The organism is Chitinophagales bacterium (assembly GCA_019694975.1).
Taxonomy (GTDB): Bacteria; Bacteroidota; Bacteroidia; order Chitinophagales; family UBA10324; genus JACCZZ01.
In genome coordinates, this window is record JAIBAY010000002.1 from 219,324 (window position 1) to 236,579 (window position 17,256).

Below are 17,256 nucleotides of genomic sequence, written 5' to 3' on the forward strand. Positions count from 1 at the left end.
TTTTTTCCTGGTAAGCAATAAGAAGGAAGCACATTAAGCAACAAAACCTAAGCAGGACAAATCGCCGCAGAACTATGCCGGGAAAAAGCAACATCCATGGCTACCTGACCAGTGCCAGCACCCACATTTTATCAGCAGTGATGACTGCTTTTTCACTGAGCATGAAGGCAGTGTCATCTGTAATGCTTTTGGCAGCCACAAAGCCATGTGTTCTTTCAGCATACCGGCTGAAATCAACTTCCATGTCCTGGCCCGACGTATTCATGACACACATGACAGTTTGATTTTCATCGTACCGGAAATAGACGTACAATCCATTAACAGGTACATACTGCATCATTTTGCCCGTCTTCAGGGCAGAGGAATTTTTCCGGAAGTTCGCCAGTGTCTTCACCAGCGATTGCACTGCAAGCGCATCGGCATCAAGTCCTTCACCGGTGAAAGCATTCCTGTTGTCGCCATTCCAGCCACCGGGGAAATCGAGCCGTACCCAGCCATCAGGATTGGTAAAGCCTTTCATCAGCACTTCTGTGCCGTAATACATCTGCGGAATGCCACGGCAAGTCAACAACCATTCAATGCCCATTTTTTGTTTGGCTGCATTTTCACCGACAACAGAATAGATACGGCTGAGATCATGGTTGTCAAGAAACAGCACATTGCGGTACGGATCCTTGTATAAATAATCGCTCGCCAGGGTCGTATACAACCTGTTCACACCTTCATTCCATCCGAAAGGTTGCGTGAGCGCAGGAATAATCCCATTGGAATACGTTTGAAAATCCGTAGCACCGGGGAGATTGCTTTTAAAGGAACCGGTGTTGATATTGTTATCGACAAAATAAACCTGATTGGGCACACCATTCACCCATATCTCGCCAAAGATGCTGATTGCAGGATATTCATCCATCAGCGCCTTGTTACAACGGTTCATGAACAATGCATCATTGTACAGGTAAGTATCCACACGCCAGCCGTCCACGCCAAATTCCTCAACGCACCAGATTGCATGCTGAATGAGATAGTTCGCCACAAACGGATTTGACTGATTCACATCCGGCATAAGCTGATTGAACCAACCGTCCTTGGTGATCTTTATGTCATGGTCTGAAGCATAGGGATCAAACACCGGCTGATCCTTAAAACTGGTACCTGTATAAACGGGCCACTGATGAAACCAGTCTTCCGCCGGCTTATCAATAAATAAGATGTGATCAATATCCACATGATTATACACTGCGTCCTGTATGAGTTTCATGCCCCGTTCATGCAAAGCATCACTCAGTTGCAGGTATGCTTTTAGGCCACCCAGCCTGGGATCAATCTTATACTGATTGGTGAAGGCATATCCGTGTTCTGTGCGCATGGTTCTGTCGTTTTCAAGCACCGGCGTCATCCACAATGCCGTAACTCCCAGTTCATGTAAATAGTCAAGATGATTGATAATGCCCTGCATATCTCCGCCATGACGATGATAGATTGAATCCCTGTTCAATGTCTGATCTCTCATGCCGGCTATTCGGTCATTCGACGGGTCGCCATTGCTGAAACGGTCGGGCATCAGCAGGTAAATAAAGTCCGCGGATGTTACGCCCTGCGCGAATGCAGTGCCATTGCCTTTCCTGCGTGACTTCAACATCCAATCAATGGTATACTTTTCGCCGTTTCCGCTGCAAACAATACTTACGGTACCTGGCCGTGCGGAGGATGCGATGTCAATATCCAAAGCAACATACTTCCCGTTACTGAAAGTGTTTTTCCCCAGCAATTTAACGCCCTGATAATTTATGGAGAATGTTTTTTTACTGAATGCTGTATCACTGCTTCTCAGCAGCAGTTGCACATTATGCATCTTCATATCCACCCACCAATTAGACGGATACACTTCTGCCTGCTGCGCACTGGCAACAAGGCAGCTAGTGAAAAGAAATAAGAAGACCTGGAATAAGTAACGGTAGTTCATCCCTGCTGATTTGCGATTGTTTTGCAACAACAATAATAAACTGTTTTATGAGAAAGTCATGATCTGATGCTACATTTTGCCTGTAAAAACAGCATAGTATTTAACCACCGCACAATGATGCGAAAGGCAATGCATCCGTTTAATCTTTAAATGCTATCACAGCATACCTTGAGCCATTCTGTCCTGATTGACCAGGATCAGGATCTCTTCCATTCATTGACAGATGCCGAAATAAAAACGGCATGAACGCATTGATTGCCGGGTTTGAGATAGCTTCTGACAATAGCAGGTGCATTTTTGGGCAATGCGACGTAGTTGCTTGCAGGATTCATTCATTGAATAGCAATGCAACAAATTGAAGTGCTATTTTTAGAATGGTGCGTCATCATTTCAGCATCAAATCAACAGGAAGCGCTCCGGAAAACTTAAATATATTTATGCGATGGCAATATCAGCGGATGCGGAGCATAAAGTGGGCGTTACCCAAATTCCCGGATTATTCAGCCGGTCTTTCAACGTATTGCAAAAGAACCACCCGTTGCAGATGGCTGGCTCAACTGCCTTTTTCACCACATTCGCTTTACCTTCCATCCTGATCATCATCATTCAGGTTTTTGGGCTGTTTATCAATCAGCGGTTTCTGAGTTCACAACTCATCAACCGGATGACTGAGGTATTGGGCAAAGAAGAAGGTCAGCAACTCACAATCATTCTGCTTAACTTCAGAAAAATGGCTGATAACCGCATCGTAACCATCGGCGGATTTATCTTCCTGCTGTTTATTGCCTCAACGCTTTTTAATGAGATTAAAAATTCCATCAATAAAATATGGCACATCAGGATAAAGCAAAAGCCTGGCTTGTTGTTCCGGATATCCATCCGTGGAAGGTTGCTTGGCGTTATCTGCCTGGCGGGCTTGCTTTTCCTGTTTGGTTTGCTTGCAGAAGGATTAGCTATTTTCTTTGGCAAGAGCCTGGGCTTTATGCTTCCCGGAACAAGCACCATTATTCAATCAATGTTGCGTGAAATAATTTCCATTCTCATGGTCAGTGCCTGGTTCCTGCTATTGCTTCGCTTTATTGCTGATGGCAGGCCATCCTGGTTCTCGGCGATAACGAGCGGAACGCTGACGGGATTGCTTTTCACCGCAGGCAAGCTCGTGCTGATCTGGTTTTTGCCCCGCAGCAATATCGGCACAGTATATGGCGCATCAGGTTCTGTGGTATTGCTACTGCTATTCGTATTTTATTCCTCCTTCATCCTTTACTTTGGCGCTTGCTTTACAAAGGTGCTGTCTGAAGCATTAGGCCACGAAATTATACCGGTAGATAAAGCTTATCGCTATAAGATTGTAGAAATACCGGAATGATAAGTGCTGATCTGCTTTATTAAAAATACCAGGAATGGTGAGAACAGTTCATATCCAATTTTACTAACTGCATACCATGATCCAATTGAATTGTAGCAGAAAATTGATTACTATTTTTCAATTTTCCTGATAGCAAGAACGCGACAGTAAAGGCTTAAACCTGAAATCCGAACTATCATAGCAAGGGTGAAAACGTACTACTCCGAAGGCTTTTTATTGCGCTTCAAACTGTCCATCGGGTAATGCCGTTGCATGGAATCTTTCATGGCAATCGACCATTGCATAAGCTGCTCCTTCTGTGCCGCATTCAGTACAGCTTCGCGGTGAATAACGGTGTACACTTCCATCGGCATTTCTCCTTCTTCCACAGTTTCCCTGATTTCTTCAAATTTGCGGTATTGGCGGCGGGGTGAATAGCCCGCAAACTCAGAAAAATTAAGTTCTTCCTTCCCTTCCCTTACATGCTGATCAATCCACCAGTCTACCGGCTGAATTTTTGTGTACCACGGGTAAGTGGTGTAGTTACTGTGGCAATCATTGCACGATGTTTTCAGAATTCCGTCTACCTCCGCGGGAACGTTAAAGGCCACCTTAATGCTCATTGAATCATCGCCGGAAAGATTCTTTGCAGGATGAAAAAACTGGATAACGATCAGCACCACCAATGCCAGCATCAGCAATGCGCGAAAAATTCTTTTAAAGAAATGCATATAATAAATTTAACCGCTTTTAAAACAAAGATAGATTGTAGAACTTTTATGCAGTCAATCTTTCCGTATCGTGATCAGTTTTGCTGTTGCAGAGAGCAACAGGCCTGAGTTTAAGGCAGGATTGAACTTCGACCGTGCAACTATTACTGCATCATTACAGCAAGTTTCAACATTACAGAAAAGCCGTTGCTAAAATGCACAACGGCTCTTCCGCACTAAAACACAACGCTTATCTCTCCAGTTCGAATGTGATGCTTTCAATACCCTCTTTCGATTTCACGTTGCAAAAATAGATTCCGGCGGGCAGCTCAGCCGGCAAAAAAATGGCGTTGCTGGCACTCCCCTTTTCAACCTGCCAACTTACAGGAGTTATCATTTCCTGCCCGTTGATGTCATATAACCTTACTGTAACCACATCAGCAGCACCAATGGTGAAGGAGATGGTTGCAGCATCTCCCCTGACCGGCACCGGCGATATTTTCAGATCGGTGATCATTGATGATTCCATTGATTCAGCAAGTTTCAACTCCTGCACGTCGTTGAGATACCTGGCCGTCATAATCCAATCATTTGCCGTCGCTTTGTATCCGGTGATAATAATCTTCCCATTATTCATGAGCGTCATATCATTACAGGCAATGGCATTCAGCGCCGTTACAAATGAGGTATCCATACCACCCATTCCAAATTCCTGATCAAGTGCACCATTTCTCTTCAGGCGCGCCAAAGTGACAGCGGTAACAGACGGGAATGAATAACCAGCACTGCCGGCAAGCAGAATTTTTCCATCTTGCTGAATGACTATGCTATTGATCATAGCATTGCTGCTTCCAAAGTAATTTGGATATACCCATCCTTCTTTCCCAAACGTATGATCCACGTTTCCATTGGCAGTAAGACCTAATATGCTGGCAGCCATGTAACCTGTAAACTGAGAGGAACCGGCAAGCAAAACGTGCCCGTCGGGCAATAAGCCGGCGGTATAACAGTTGTCGCTGTTGGAATTTCGCTGAGAGAACATTCCGTTTACGGCAAAGGAAGAATCAATCATACCATTGCCGTGAATACGCAAAGCAAAAAATTCACTGGCGGGTAACCGGTAATCTGTCGTTGTCATTTGCCCTGCAGCAATAATATTTCCATCCGGTTGCAAGAGCAACTTCCTGCAGGCAAGGTTCTTCTGGTACAGCTTCCTCGTAAATATTCCGTTCCGGGAAAATGAAGTATCTAACCGGCCATCCATGTTTATCCGTGCAATGACTAATGCGGCATTACCTGTTTTAAAACTGCCGTCATGGCCCGCTATCAGCATCTTTCCATCGGGCTGTATCAATATCGAGTAGCAGGTTGCATCGTTTGACAGTGCAATGACCTGTTCACCGGCATTACCAAATGTCGCATCTGCAGTTCCATTGTTATTCAGGCGCCACAAAGCCATGGCAAGATGGCTGTCATCCTTTTTAGATCCGCAGATTACCAATTTGCCATCCGGCTGTACCGCCATGGCACTGCACCATGCGTTCTTTATTACTTTCTTTCCCGTTCCGTTAAACGATTTGTCGGGCTGACCGTTTTTCTTATACCTCATTATGACGATATCTGCAGCTCCGGTTCCGGCATCTGAGCTACCTGCCAATACAATCTTATCATCATTCTGGATAACTACGGATTTACCGATATCATCACTGGCGGATTTAACTTTATCAAGCACCTGACCACCATTCCCAAAGGATACGTCAGGAAATGGAATCACCTGTGCTGATACATCACCTGACAATAACAACAGGGCAATTTTTATAGCAACAATCAATATCAGCAGGTGTAAATGTTTCATTTTATCTAACCCGCCACAAATTTATCGCAGTGATCAGGCAGGAATACTGTCATTCATCATGTGGTAATATGATTATTGTTTGGTAACACTTTAATTTACCCTGTACAGATGAATTCGCCGATCGCTTATTCTATATAATGAAGCTGTTATGATGTGAATGGGAAGGGATTCTTATGATAAAAATCATATCAGCAACCAACAATGCTCAGCTATTTGCATAGTTGCATCGTTGCTATATTTGACCAATTAAAATTATAAATAATTCAACTTTCATTCTCATCCCCAAAAAATGTTGTCTCATGAAAAAAGTATTCATTAGCGGAATAGTGGCAGGCGTCGTACTGCTGGTAATAAGTTTTGCAGCTTTGTACCTCACTATCTTATTCTTCCCGGGCCTTGCATTGGAATATTATGACCCTGCCTTCCGGATGAATGACGATCTGAGCATACTCTATTATATACATCCCTTCCTGCTGGGCGTAGCACTTGCCTGGTTCTGGGAAAGGTTTAAAGGCGTGCTGACCGGCGGGTTTACGATGCGGGGAATAGAATTCGGTATCATATATTCGCTTGTTGCCACCCTTCCAATTATGTGGCTTATCTACAGTGCCATGAATGTTTCTATGGAACTGGTAGTCACCTGGTTTCTCTATGGATTGGTGCAATCCATTATTGCAGGGTTAGTTTGTGAGAAGATGAATCCGTGATTTCACCAGGCAGCATGAAGCCGGAATCTGTTCCTGGAACGGATTGCGGCTTTTGTTTTTTCAGAATGGTTAATAACCGGTTCAACTAAACATGGCAACGAGACAATTTGCTATAACGGCCGGTGCGTCTATTTCTCCGCAGGCAAGCCTGATAAAATTCCCTTACAGCGCAAATTCTCAGGGTGACAATTGTCATGCTTCCGGCTTATAAAAGTCATCGGCTGTTATGATAAATGTCATGATTGATCGCTGCTATCCTCAACACCTTGTGCCAGCAAATATTTAATAACACATAAATTTTTAACATGAAACAGTTCATCCCTTTATCGATGGTAATGCTGCTGATAACAGTATTTGCTGCTCAGGCGCAAACAAATTTCAGCCTTGCACCCGGCCAGGAATTTATGATTAAAGGAACATCGAACGTGCATGACTGGGAAGAATCGGTTGAGAAAATAAGTGGCAATGGTTCCTATATGGTCAATGCCAATGGCAGTATCACGATACTATCCATGATAGTGAAAGTGGCCTGTAATGACATAAAGAGTTCACATGGCTCGATCATGGACGGGAAAACATATGATGCGCTTAAAGCCGAGAAAAATCCATTGATCACCTACAAACTGCTGTCGCAGGTCAGCAACGTAATGCCATCCGCCACCGGCACCACGGTGATCGCAAAAGGGCAACTCACTATTGCCGGCGTTACCAAACCGGTAGATCTGCAGGTCAAAATAATTTCAAAACAGGATGGCTCCATTTCATTTGAAGGTACCAAGACGCTGAAAATGACCGATTTCGGTGTAAGCCCGCCAACAGCTTTTATGGGTGCGATGAAGGTGGGCGATGAAGTGGTACTGACTTTCAAAACCACCATGCAGAAGAACTAATCAACTCCATCATAAACTTCTTATTAATCCACTAAAATTCAAACGCTATGAAAAACTCCATGAAAATCTTTAATCTGATCAGTTTGCTGATCTTCGTCAGTACGGTTGCCTTCGCGCAACAACCTGCCATACAGAATTTCAGGCACTATGATCAGAAAGGGCTGAATGTATTCGAAACCGGTAAGTCGGATACAACACTCTTCACCGGTTTCAAGGTGCGTCTTGGCCTCAACTCCTCCTTCACCTTCCAGAATCTCGATCATGAGAATGTAATTGACACCAACCAGGTAGCCGGAACAGGATGGCACCTTATCGATAACACCGGCAAAGCCAGCAAACCGGATGGTATTGATGATCGTACGCTCGTAGGAATTACCAATGGCTTTAACCTGGCCATGGCGAACCTCAACCTCGATGCTCAACTGTATGACGGTATCCACATGAACCTTGTGGCTTATCTCTCTTCCCGGCATCACCAGGAAGCATGGGTGAAAGGCGGTTACATTCAGTTCGACAAACTCACTTTCCTGAAAAGTGATAAGATTGACAATATGATGGAATACCTCACCATCAAATTCGGTGACTATGAAGTAAACTATGGTGATCAGCATTATCGCCGCAGCGATGGTGGCAATGCCATGTATAACCCATTTGTTGAAAACCTGATACTGGATGAATTCACTACGGAAATCGGCGGTGAACTTCAATTCCACAACAAGACCGGTTTTCTTGCCGTGGTTGAATTAACAGGCGGCGAAATAAAAGGTGATGTTGCCTATCCTGTTTCATCCGCTGATACTTCAGGCGTAAAGGATGCCAATACCGGTGAAGTGAATAAACGTTCGCCCAGTTTCATAGCCAAAGTGGGCTATGACAAACAAATGAATCCTGACCTGCGTTTCAGGCTGACAGGATCCATTTATACAACCAAGAGTTCGGTAAGCAATACACTTTTCGGTGGCGACCGTACCGGTTCACATTATTTTATGGTTGTTGAAAATTACTATTCCAACATTACCACCAATGCCTTTTCAGGCCGGTTAAGCAAGCCATATGGTGATCAGCTGACTGCTTTTATGATCAATCCGTTTGTAAAATTCAAAGGCCTTGAATTATTTGGCACCCTTGAATTTGCCAATGGAAGAAATACCAATGAAGCCGACACCACCACCAATAAACTTATTGGCCACGACAGAAGAACCACCAGTCAATATGCGATTGATGCCATCTATCGTTTCACCCAAAAAGAAAATTTCTGGGTGGCATTGCGTTACAACGGCGTCAGCTCTGAATTGCCTTTCACCAGCCCGGCTTTCAAAACTGAAATCGACAAGGTCAATGTAACCAGGTTTACTGTTTCTGCAGGATGGTACATTCTCGACAACGTAATGGCAAAAATTGAATACGTGACCCAGATGTATAATGACTACCCGACATTTGATCTGCGCCATGAAGCAAAATTTAATGGAATAATGATTGAAGCAGCTTTGGGATTTTAAATGTATAGCGAGAACCGCCTCTCTGATTGACAGAGGGGCGGTTCTTTTATATTTGTAAGATTATGCGTAACGTATTTCAAAGAAAGTTTATCCTGCTTCCCTTTATCGCCGCGTTTATATGGCTGATTTTTACAAGCCTTCAGAACCCTCCCGTCACACAGCAACACTCCGCCGCTCAACTGGAATATTCCATTCTTAAAGGAAGCAGAATAGCAGTACTGGGCTCCACCAACATCAATGAGTTTACCTGTTTTTCAGAAGAAACATATGCGAAACAAAAAGTGGAGTTTACCCTGGATGAGCATAAAACAACAATGCAATTCAGTCATGCCATGCTTAAAGTGCCGGTTGCTTCTCTCGATTGCGGCAATGTGGTGATGAACAGCAATCTTTGCAGGACCTTAAAATCGGATAACTTTCCTTACATTATTGTGGAACTGAAAGAAGCCAGGTCGAAAGACGGCAGCCCCATGAACCTGTCTAATCTCACTCAAATGATTGCCAAAGTGGACCTGACGCTCGGTGGTGTGCGCAAAACAAAGGAGATTCGCTTCAGCGGTAAACAGGTCGCGCCAGGGCATTACTCCTTCAACGGACTGCATAATCTTTCATTAAAAGAATATAACCTGGAAACACCGGCAGCATTGTTTGGGCTCATCAAAGTTGCTGATGATATCGGCGTGAAGTTTAATCTGAATGTTTCTGCTACCATTATTCCTGCAGACAAATCTTTATAGAAACAGGCAACAGTACCATCTCAACTGCGGGAATTCACTTCCACAAACAACCATCATTTTCACTGCAATACTCAGCGCCTGACTTCGGTTTGATCAGCCTGTTATTCTTACTCGTCCACACTCACTGTTATGACGCCTCCTATTCCCATGGTTAATCCAATCACAAAACCGGAGGTAAAATGCTGCTGGTTACTGTATGCCGCCACATAGTCCAGCCTGATGAGCTTAAATATGTGTTCAATTCCAAAGCTGATTTCAGCATATTGCAGATCAGGAGTCTGCAGATAATGAACGCCAGCCACTTCCTGCAACTTCAGTTTCCTGATCAGCGGGATATGATTCATGATCAATCCCTGGAAATGATGCTCCAGGTGGCCTTGCAGGTACCATTCATTGGTACTGTAAGTGTAATAAGGAAGCAACTGATAGGCATTCAGGCGGCCCGACCGTGCAAAAATGGTCTGATTTCCTTTAAAATGCTGCAGCTCCGCTGCACCTATACTGTCACTGGTAATAAATGCGCCGGCAACAAGCTGATAGTCCCCTTCACCGAATGTTCCAAGCTGGAAATGATCATTTGCTGAGAACTCCAGCTGATCAAAATTTATGGAACTGCCTAACCAGGGCAGGCCACGGGTGTAGGCGATGGAAATCGTTGGATATTTCGAACCGATAATGATCTTTTCATTCGGCCTTGAATAATACTTTTGCGCAAAATGTATGGTTGCTTTTAAGCTGATAAGCCATGCATCATACCCGTTGAAATAATCGGCACTGTCGCAAAAAGCAAACAGCGGTTCATTGGCAGTGAAATGTGTGCCTTCATCACTATCAAATGTTTGCAAGGTGGTGTTGATGAGCTCCTTTCGGTGATTGTAGGAAGTGCCGGCAGATAGTTGAATGCCATTGACTACCTCTTTGGTGATGGATCCCTTTGCATACGCATTCTGGTAGAGCTTCATGTAGTTCTCTCCGGCAAACAGCGTATAGAAAGTATTGATCAGTGGCGAGATTGGATCATCCATGTTGAATTGTTCGGCATAGTATCCGCCTTCCACACTCCATGCAGCCGACCTGGCAGGATCAAAGAGATGTCGTAAAGCAACCTTTACTGATGGCTCATGATTAGAGAATCCGTAGCGAAGTGAAGTGCTGAGTCTTAATGTTTGATTGTCTTCCCAGTGTTTTGTCACGCTAAGGCTTGCCGAAGGCGCAAACCCCTCTACAGTGTTATAGCTGATAAAACTCAGCAACCCGCTTGTGTTGTAGGAAGTCTTCGCAGACCGGCGATAGTAGTGATAACCGAAAATCAGATCGGCTGCCGCGAATCTATTGTTCGCGCGATCGGTTGAGTCAAGGTAAACCTTTGATTGCTGAACAACAGAAAGGCTGTCCTTTTCACGATAGTCACTAGCCTCTTCAGCAGTCAACGGTACCTGCCGGTTGGCTGTCCAGTAGAGAGAATCCTTTTTATTCGCATCATCATTGATCTTCCACACTTCGCCATTAAAAAAGTTATCCGGTAATGAAGGATTAATGGAATACTGTGTAAAGACACCCGCAAATTTCGCCTTCATCCTGAAACCTAATGCATTGATCGCTACATCCATCGTCTGACTGTAAGGCATCCACGTGGAATCGTTGACGATGGCATAGGTCTGTGCCAGCCTGAGCGAATCAACAAAATCAAGGTTTGCTTCTTTGCTGAGCCGTAAATCGGTACTGTGTATCCGCCAGCTGTCTTCCATGATATAAATGTATCCGCTAAAGACAGCATCACCTTTTCTTTTGGGAATCACTTCAATCTTATTGACCAGTTGATGGTCTTCATAGAATGTGCCTGCCAGTTTGTATCTATAGTAAAGCAGCGCAGTTTCAGCAATTGGTGAAATGAATTGCCGGTTACTCAGCAATCCGGCATCCACCAGGTTTCTGTAACAATTGAAATCGAAATCACTTGCTTTATTCCAGCTGAAAGTAGCTGCATCGCCACTCACTTTTGAAGACAACATAATCTCCTTCACCTTATCTGGCTGCCTGAAGTAATATTCTGATTCTGACTCGCTGAGATAAATAATACCAAGCGCATTAGAGTCAATCCCCTTCTTCTCCAGGTTGTAACCCATCATTCTTTTCGGTGTGCTGTCAAGTCTTGCCACGCCTTTTATGTACACATGACAGCTGAAGGCATCAATTTGACTGAGGAAATAACTCCTGCGTTTGATGGCAGCCCTGATGACACGGTAGGCAGGATCTTCGCCACCGGCTGTAACTACCACTTCCTTCAATTCAACCTGGTCGGGTTGCAGTTGCACATTCAGTTCGACAGAAACGTCTTCAACCGTAATATTCCTGGTTGCCTGCAGGTATCCGACATAAGAAAAAACAAGTTCGTAACGTCCTGCCGGAAGTGCAAGCTGATACTTTCCTTCTGCATTGGCTGTGGCTCCCTGCGTGGTATGTTTGATATATACATTGGCATACGGTAATGGCCGTTGGTTTTCATCGAGCACAAGGCCGGAGATGGCGGCTGTATACGCCTGCAAACAGGAACAGTTCACCACCAATATCATCATTAATCGCAGCATCATCGCGGGCATCGCTTGCTTTTACATCAGTTTTTATAAACAGCTTAACGAATATCAATAAACTAAGAGCTATCTCAAAATACCTGGAGTCATCCTGTACCGATTGATCGGGCTCAGGATCTCTTCAATTCTATTACAGAAACCGAAATAAATTCGGCATGACCACATTCATTGTCCATTTTGAGATCGCTTTTAATTTCATCCCTTCGCATATGCTGTAAAAAGTCAAATTGGCGCAGCCAATCTTGCCAGCATAAAATCATTTCAAGGCTATTGGCCGTTAACGCTTAATCGTACAATTATTTCGCCGGTTAAGATATCTTCTGTAATGAATTCATAGAGCTGACTGCGGAATTCAAGAATCTCCATCCACTCGGGCAACACCGGTTTCATATGTTCATACTCCAAAAAATTGCATTGATAGTCTCCTAATGCGCTCAAGAGCAACAGGCATTTTAAAGTATCTTTCAATAACAGAATATTGAATTCAAAACTGATGAACTTAATAGGTGTGTTCAACCCGATAAATACTTCCGATTCATAACCTTCCACATCAATCTTACAAAAATGCGGTACACCATGTTCAAGAATTAACCGTTCGAGCGTGGTAACTTTTACTTTTTCCGTTGTCAGGTAACTTAACCGCGACGCCGGGCCATACGTCCCCACAAAGATATTTGACAATGTGGCGGCTTCTGTTGTTTCCTCACAGATCATAAGGCTATCTTCCTTTTCCATTCTTCCGACAGCAGCACCAACAATGGCTACCTGTTGGTTACCGTCGTATTTCCGGCGTAATATCTTCAGGCAACTCTCCTGTGGCTCAACAGCAACAACCCTTGCGCCTATCCGGAGCAATACGTCAGTTATCTCTCCCACATTGGCGCCTAAGTCAAAACACAGATCGCCCTTGCTGATAAATGTTTTGAAATACGCGGCTGTCTTATGTGCTTTTAAGGCTTTTTCAAGGTACCGTATTATGTTCATCAGCCTGGATTCGTTGCGTAGTTAAAGTAACAATTATCCACTGTATAATATTAAAACTTATTGTACTGCTAAAAGAACTGATTTATTCAGTAAAACTATCCGGTCATTTAACGCTGCGTTTCCCTAATTCAATGACTTCCACACCGGATATTTTACCGGCATCAATTTTTAAACGTACCATCGTTCGAACCTGATGGAATCCGCTTCTTCCTGCTGCACCCGGATTGATATGCAGGAGTTGGCAGACAGGGTCGCGCACTATTTTCAGGATATGAGAATGACCCGAGATAAAAAGATCCGGCCTGGCAGTTTCAATAATCCGTTTAACGCGTGATGGATAGTGATTGGGATATCCTCCAATGTGTGTAATAAAAATACGGATACCTTCACAGTTGAAGAGCAGGTCCTCCGGAAAGCGTTGCCTGTCAGCCGTGCCGTCAATGTTGCCATAAACGCCTTTCAACGGTTTGAATGTGCTCAAAGCAGTTGAAACACTATTGCCAAAATCTCCGGCATGCCAGATCTCGTCGCAATCTTTTAAATAGTCAAAGATAGCAGGGTCAACAAATCCGTGTGTGTCAGATAATATGCCGATATACTTCATAAAAAAGTGGCTGACTCAGACTTGCGGTGTCAGTTGCTGAGTAATATAGGAGAATATCTCTTCCATCTGAAACGGATGAAACCACCTGATATCCTTATCCTTTTTAAACCAGGTCATTTGCCGCTTCGCATAGTTGCGGCTATGCTGCTTGATGAGGGCCACAGCTGCTTCCAAAGATGAATAGCCGCGAATGAATTCAAATAACTCCGTGTAGCCAACGGTTTGCAGCGGATTCAGTTCTGCAAAAGATAACAGTGGCTGAACTTCTTTCAGCAGGCCTGCTTCCATCATCCTGTCAACACGCTGGTCAATGTTCTGATACAATTGACGGCGTTCGAGTTCCAGTCCGATTTTCACGGGCTGAAAATTTCTTTGTATAACTTTTTTCTTCCTGTAGGATGAATATGGCATGCCACCTGCGAGGCATACGGAGAGTGCACGAATCAGGCGCTGCGGATTGTTAAGGTCAACCTCAGCATAATAGTCAGGGTCCTTTTGCATCAGCAACTCTTGCAGTGCCTTCAATCCACCTGCATGATACAGGTTGTTCACTTCCAACATTGTCGCTGCGGACACATCCGGAAATTTATCCAGCCCTTCCGTCAAAGCGCGGATAAACAGGCCGGAACCGCCGGTGGCTACCACTACATCATGCGTCTGATAAAGTTCATCCAGCTTTGCAATGGCATCTTTTGCAAAATCTCCTGCAGAATACGGTTGTGTAACGGATAAATGACTGATAAAATAATGTGGCACCAGCTGTAATTCATCATCAGAAGGCGTTGCTGTGCCGATCTTCATTTCTTTATAGAACTGGCGCGCATCAGCGGATATAACAGCTGTTTTGTATTGTTGGGCGATCCTGCTACTCACCTGCGTTTTACCAACCGCCGTTGGACCAACGACTGTGACCAGGTATTTTTTCACAATAACTTATAGGATAATAATGAATGAGTCATTAATCTTTGTCTTCGCCGTCAATAAAATCACTGCCAAAATCTTCTTCTGTAAACTCTTCCGCTTCGGCATCATCCGGCATATCATCTGCTTCCCCGGTATCTGAGCTTTCTTCTTCCTCGGTTTCCGCATCACTCACTTCAATATCTTCTTCTGCGCCTTCCTCGCCCATGTTTTCAATATCCACCTCATCATCGTCAATACGCTGATCTTCTGTGTCGCCCTCATCTGCTACTTTGGTATAATGCGCCACAAGCTCTTCCTTCTTAAAGGGCGACGGGCCTTGTTGCCTTGTGCAAACCGGGTAGATGACGGATGGTTTTTCGGCACCGGTGAGTGACATCAGTTCAACCAGAAAAACAAACTCCTGGTTACCCTTGTATTCGAAAATAAATTTCTGATGCGGATCATCAATCAGTGCAACCAGCATCGGCAGCACTGACGGATTGGCTTTGGCCTTTCCCTTTTTCTCAGGCACAGGAGCAAAAGCAAGTTGTTTCAGGCGGTGCCAGCTGTCATTGCTTGAATAAAAAAAGCCGCTTCCTCCTGCAGGAAGATTGTAAGAAGACATGATCACCGTTTCAAGGTCGCTGAATGTTTGCGACGGTTTTATTTCCACATCACGGAAGATGCTGTCATCATCTTCATACATAACCCTGAACTTGTAGATCGTCATGCGAACCTTGCTTGCTGATTGAATGAATGCCGTAGCAAAGAAACCAATAAACCTAAACAGAAACAATACAAGACAATTAAATTTCTGTGGCCGGCTGCCATCCGAGTTCCGCCGCTTTCATAATCATAAACCGGAATGCATCTTCAAAGTTATTCCCAATTTTTCCATCCAGTATCGCTTCCCTCACCGCATCTTTGATAAGACCGATTTCCCGTCCGGGTTGCTTATTGAAAGTACGCATGATGATTTCACCGGTGATAGGCGGCTGCCAGTTACGCATCTGATCTTTTGCCTCCACTTCCACCATCTTTTCACGAACCAGTTGAAAATTCTGCAGGTATTTCTTCACTTTGTTTTCATTCTTTGATGTTATGTCAGATTCACATAATATCATCAGTGCATCAATGTCGTTACCGGCTTCAAAAAGCAACCGCCTGACAGCAGAATCGGTTACCTGCTCTTTGGTTAAGCTGATAGGTCTTAAATGCAACAACACCATTTTCTGAACAAAGTGCAGCTTCTCATTCTGCGGCAGGTGAAACTTCCTGAAAATGGCTGCAGCCTTTCTTGCACCCACCACTTCATGACCATGAAAGGTCCATCCATGGCCTTTCTCAAACCGCTTGGTATCAGGTTTGGCAATATCATGCAATACAGCAGCCCAACGCAGCCAAAGATCATCGCTTCGTTCAGCAACATTATCAAGCACCTGCAGCGTATGATAGAAATTGTCCTTATGACCTTTGCCTTCCAGGTGCTCTACGCCGTATAACCGTACAAATTCCGGAAAAATCAGTTGCAGCAATCCGCTTTTGAAAAGCAGGTCAAAACCAACCGAAGGTTTTTGTGCTGCTATGATTTTATTCAATTCCTCCACAATTCTCTCCTGAGAAATGATCTGAATTCTTTCCTTATTCCGCGATATGGCTGCAAAGGTGACAGCATCGATCCTGAAATGCAGCTGCGTTGCAAAACGAATGGCGCGCATCATCCGCAAAGGGTCATCTGAAAAAGTAATATCAGGATCAAGGGGCGTACGAATCGTCTTAGCGCTGATGTCGTGCATGCCGTCAAAAGCATCCAGCAACATGCCATAGTCTTCCTCATTCAAACTGACGGCAAGGGCGTTTATCGTGAAATCGCGCCGGCTCAGATCTTCCTGTAATGTTCCGTCTTCTACAATCGGTTTCCGTGAATCGCGCCGGTATGATTCTTTTCTTGCCCCTACAAATTCAATCTCAAAACCGGCATGCTTCAGCAATGCTGTTCCAAAATTTTTATAAACAGCCAGTGAAGGAGTGGGAAAAATACGGGTAGCAACCTGTTTGGCAAAATCAATACCGCTGCCGACTACCGTTACATCAATGTCTTTTGACTGTCTGCCTAATACCTGGTCGCGCACATAGCCGCCCACGAGGTAAGCTGATACCTGCTGTTCCCTCGCACAGTCACTCAGCAATCCGATTATCTTCTCTTCTTCCGGAGACATGCTAAGCGGTACAAACCTTTTTATGATTTCTCCCTTTTTCAAAATACTACGGCCTTATTGTTCTTTAAATATTGTTTTCCGGAATGCATTCCGCAGCAAGTGCAGCGAAAGCATTTTATTATCCTGATTAAATATCACTGATTCATTTTTGCACTTCTTCCCATTTGCACCGCTTGTTTTGATTAACGGTTTATGAGATCACCCTGACTTCCAACGCTGCTCAGTCAATAAACAGCATCAAAATAA

The 17,256-nt window shown here is 44.3% G+C and carries 14 protein-coding genes; 5 read left to right on the forward strand and 9 right to left on the reverse strand.

What is annotated here, in order from left to right; genetic code table 11:
• Nucleotides 1-100: 100 nt before the first annotated feature.
• Nucleotides 101-1,963, reverse strand: coding sequence for a cyclomaltodextrinase C-terminal domain-containing protein (locus tag K1X61_04115; protein ID MBX7107815.1), 1,863 nt, complete (start codon nucleotides 1,961-1,963; stop codon nucleotides 101-103).
• A 442-nt stretch (nucleotides 1,964-2,405) separates the two neighbouring features.
• Here K1X61_04115 and K1X61_04120 point away from each other — a divergent pair, with 442 nt between their 5' ends.
• On the forward strand, nucleotides 2,406-3,332 hold the full coding sequence (locus K1X61_04120; protein ID MBX7107816.1) for a YihY/virulence factor BrkB family protein: 927 nt from the start codon (nucleotides 2,406-2,408) through the stop codon (nucleotides 3,330-3,332).
• A gap of 197 nt (nucleotides 3,333-3,529) precedes the next feature.
• On the opposite strand, the gene K1X61_04125 is transcribed toward K1X61_04120, so the two are convergent.
• Both K1X61_04125 and K1X61_04130 read right to left on the reverse strand, forming a co-directional pair.
• Nucleotides 3,530-4,042 (reverse strand): heme-binding domain-containing protein, encoded by a 513-nt coding sequence (locus tag K1X61_04125; GenBank protein MBX7107817.1) that lies wholly within the window; start codon nucleotides 4,040-4,042, stop codon nucleotides 3,530-3,532.
• A 229-nt stretch (nucleotides 4,043-4,271) separates the two neighbouring features.
• A complete protein-coding gene (locus K1X61_04130) occupies nucleotides 4,272-5,876 on the reverse strand; it encodes a T9SS type A sorting domain-containing protein (GenBank protein ID MBX7107818.1) in 1,605 nt (534 codons plus the stop codon).
• Between the two features lie 299 nt (nucleotides 5,877-6,175).
• Between K1X61_04130 and K1X61_04135 the strand changes: the two genes are divergently transcribed.
• The 4 genes from K1X61_04135 to K1X61_04150 all read left to right on the forward strand — a co-directional run bounded on the left by K1X61_04135 (nucleotide 6,176) and on the right by K1X61_04150 (nucleotide 9,709).
• Nucleotides 6,176-6,583, forward strand: coding sequence for a hypothetical protein (locus K1X61_04135; protein ID MBX7107819.1), 408 nt, complete (start codon nucleotides 6,176-6,178; stop codon nucleotides 6,581-6,583).
• A 305-nt stretch (nucleotides 6,584-6,888) separates the two neighbouring features.
• Nucleotides 6,889-7,473: a YceI family protein gene (locus K1X61_04140; GenBank protein ID MBX7107820.1), complete on the forward strand. Its 585-nt coding sequence runs from the start codon at nucleotides 6,889-6,891 to the stop codon at nucleotides 7,471-7,473.
• Between the two features lie 47 nt (nucleotides 7,474-7,520).
• Complete coding sequence (locus K1X61_04145; protein MBX7107821.1) at nucleotides 7,521-8,972, forward strand: hypothetical protein; 1,452 nt, start codon at nucleotides 7,521-7,523, stop codon at nucleotides 8,970-8,972.
• Between the two features lie 62 nt (nucleotides 8,973-9,034).
• Nucleotides 9,035-9,709, forward strand: coding sequence for a hypothetical protein (locus K1X61_04150; GenBank protein MBX7107822.1), 675 nt, complete (start codon nucleotides 9,035-9,037; stop codon nucleotides 9,707-9,709).
• A 107-nt stretch (nucleotides 9,710-9,816) separates the two neighbouring features.
• Here K1X61_04150 and K1X61_04155 read toward each other — a convergent pair whose 3' ends face one another.
• The 6 genes from K1X61_04155 to K1X61_04180 form a co-directional block, all read right to left on the reverse strand.
• Entirely contained in the window at nucleotides 9,817-12,300 is a 2,484-nt protein-coding gene (locus tag K1X61_04155; protein MBX7107823.1) for a DUF5686 and carboxypeptidase regulatory-like domain-containing protein, read from the reverse strand.
• A 267-nt stretch (nucleotides 12,301-12,567) separates the two neighbouring features.
• Complete coding sequence (locus K1X61_04160; GenBank protein MBX7107824.1) at nucleotides 12,568-13,284, reverse strand: FkbM family methyltransferase; 717 nt, start codon at nucleotides 13,282-13,284, stop codon at nucleotides 12,568-12,570.
• Nucleotides 13,285-13,387: 103 nt separating this feature from the next.
• A complete protein-coding gene (locus K1X61_04165; protein ID MBX7107825.1) occupies nucleotides 13,388-13,888 on the reverse strand; it encodes a metallophosphatase family protein in 501 nt (166 codons plus the stop codon).
• Between the two features lie 15 nt (nucleotides 13,889-13,903).
• Nucleotides 13,904-14,815 carry a tRNA (adenosine(37)-N6)-dimethylallyltransferase MiaA gene (miaA, locus tag K1X61_04170; GenBank protein ID MBX7107826.1) on the reverse strand — a complete coding sequence of 304 codons (912 nt, stop codon included), beginning with the start codon at nucleotides 14,813-14,815 and terminating at the stop codon, nucleotides 13,904-13,906.
• Between the two features lie 31 nt (nucleotides 14,816-14,846).
• Complete coding sequence (locus K1X61_04175) at nucleotides 14,847-15,521, reverse strand: hypothetical protein (protein MBX7107827.1); 675 nt, start codon at nucleotides 15,519-15,521, stop codon at nucleotides 14,847-14,849.
• 76 nt (nucleotides 15,522-15,597) lie between these two features.
• Nucleotides 15,598-17,010 carry a CCA tRNA nucleotidyltransferase gene (locus tag K1X61_04180; GenBank protein MBX7107828.1) on the reverse strand — a complete coding sequence of 471 codons (1,413 nt, stop codon included), beginning with the start codon at nucleotides 17,008-17,010 and terminating at the stop codon, nucleotides 15,598-15,600.
• Between the last annotated feature and the right edge of the window lie 246 nt (nucleotides 17,011-17,256).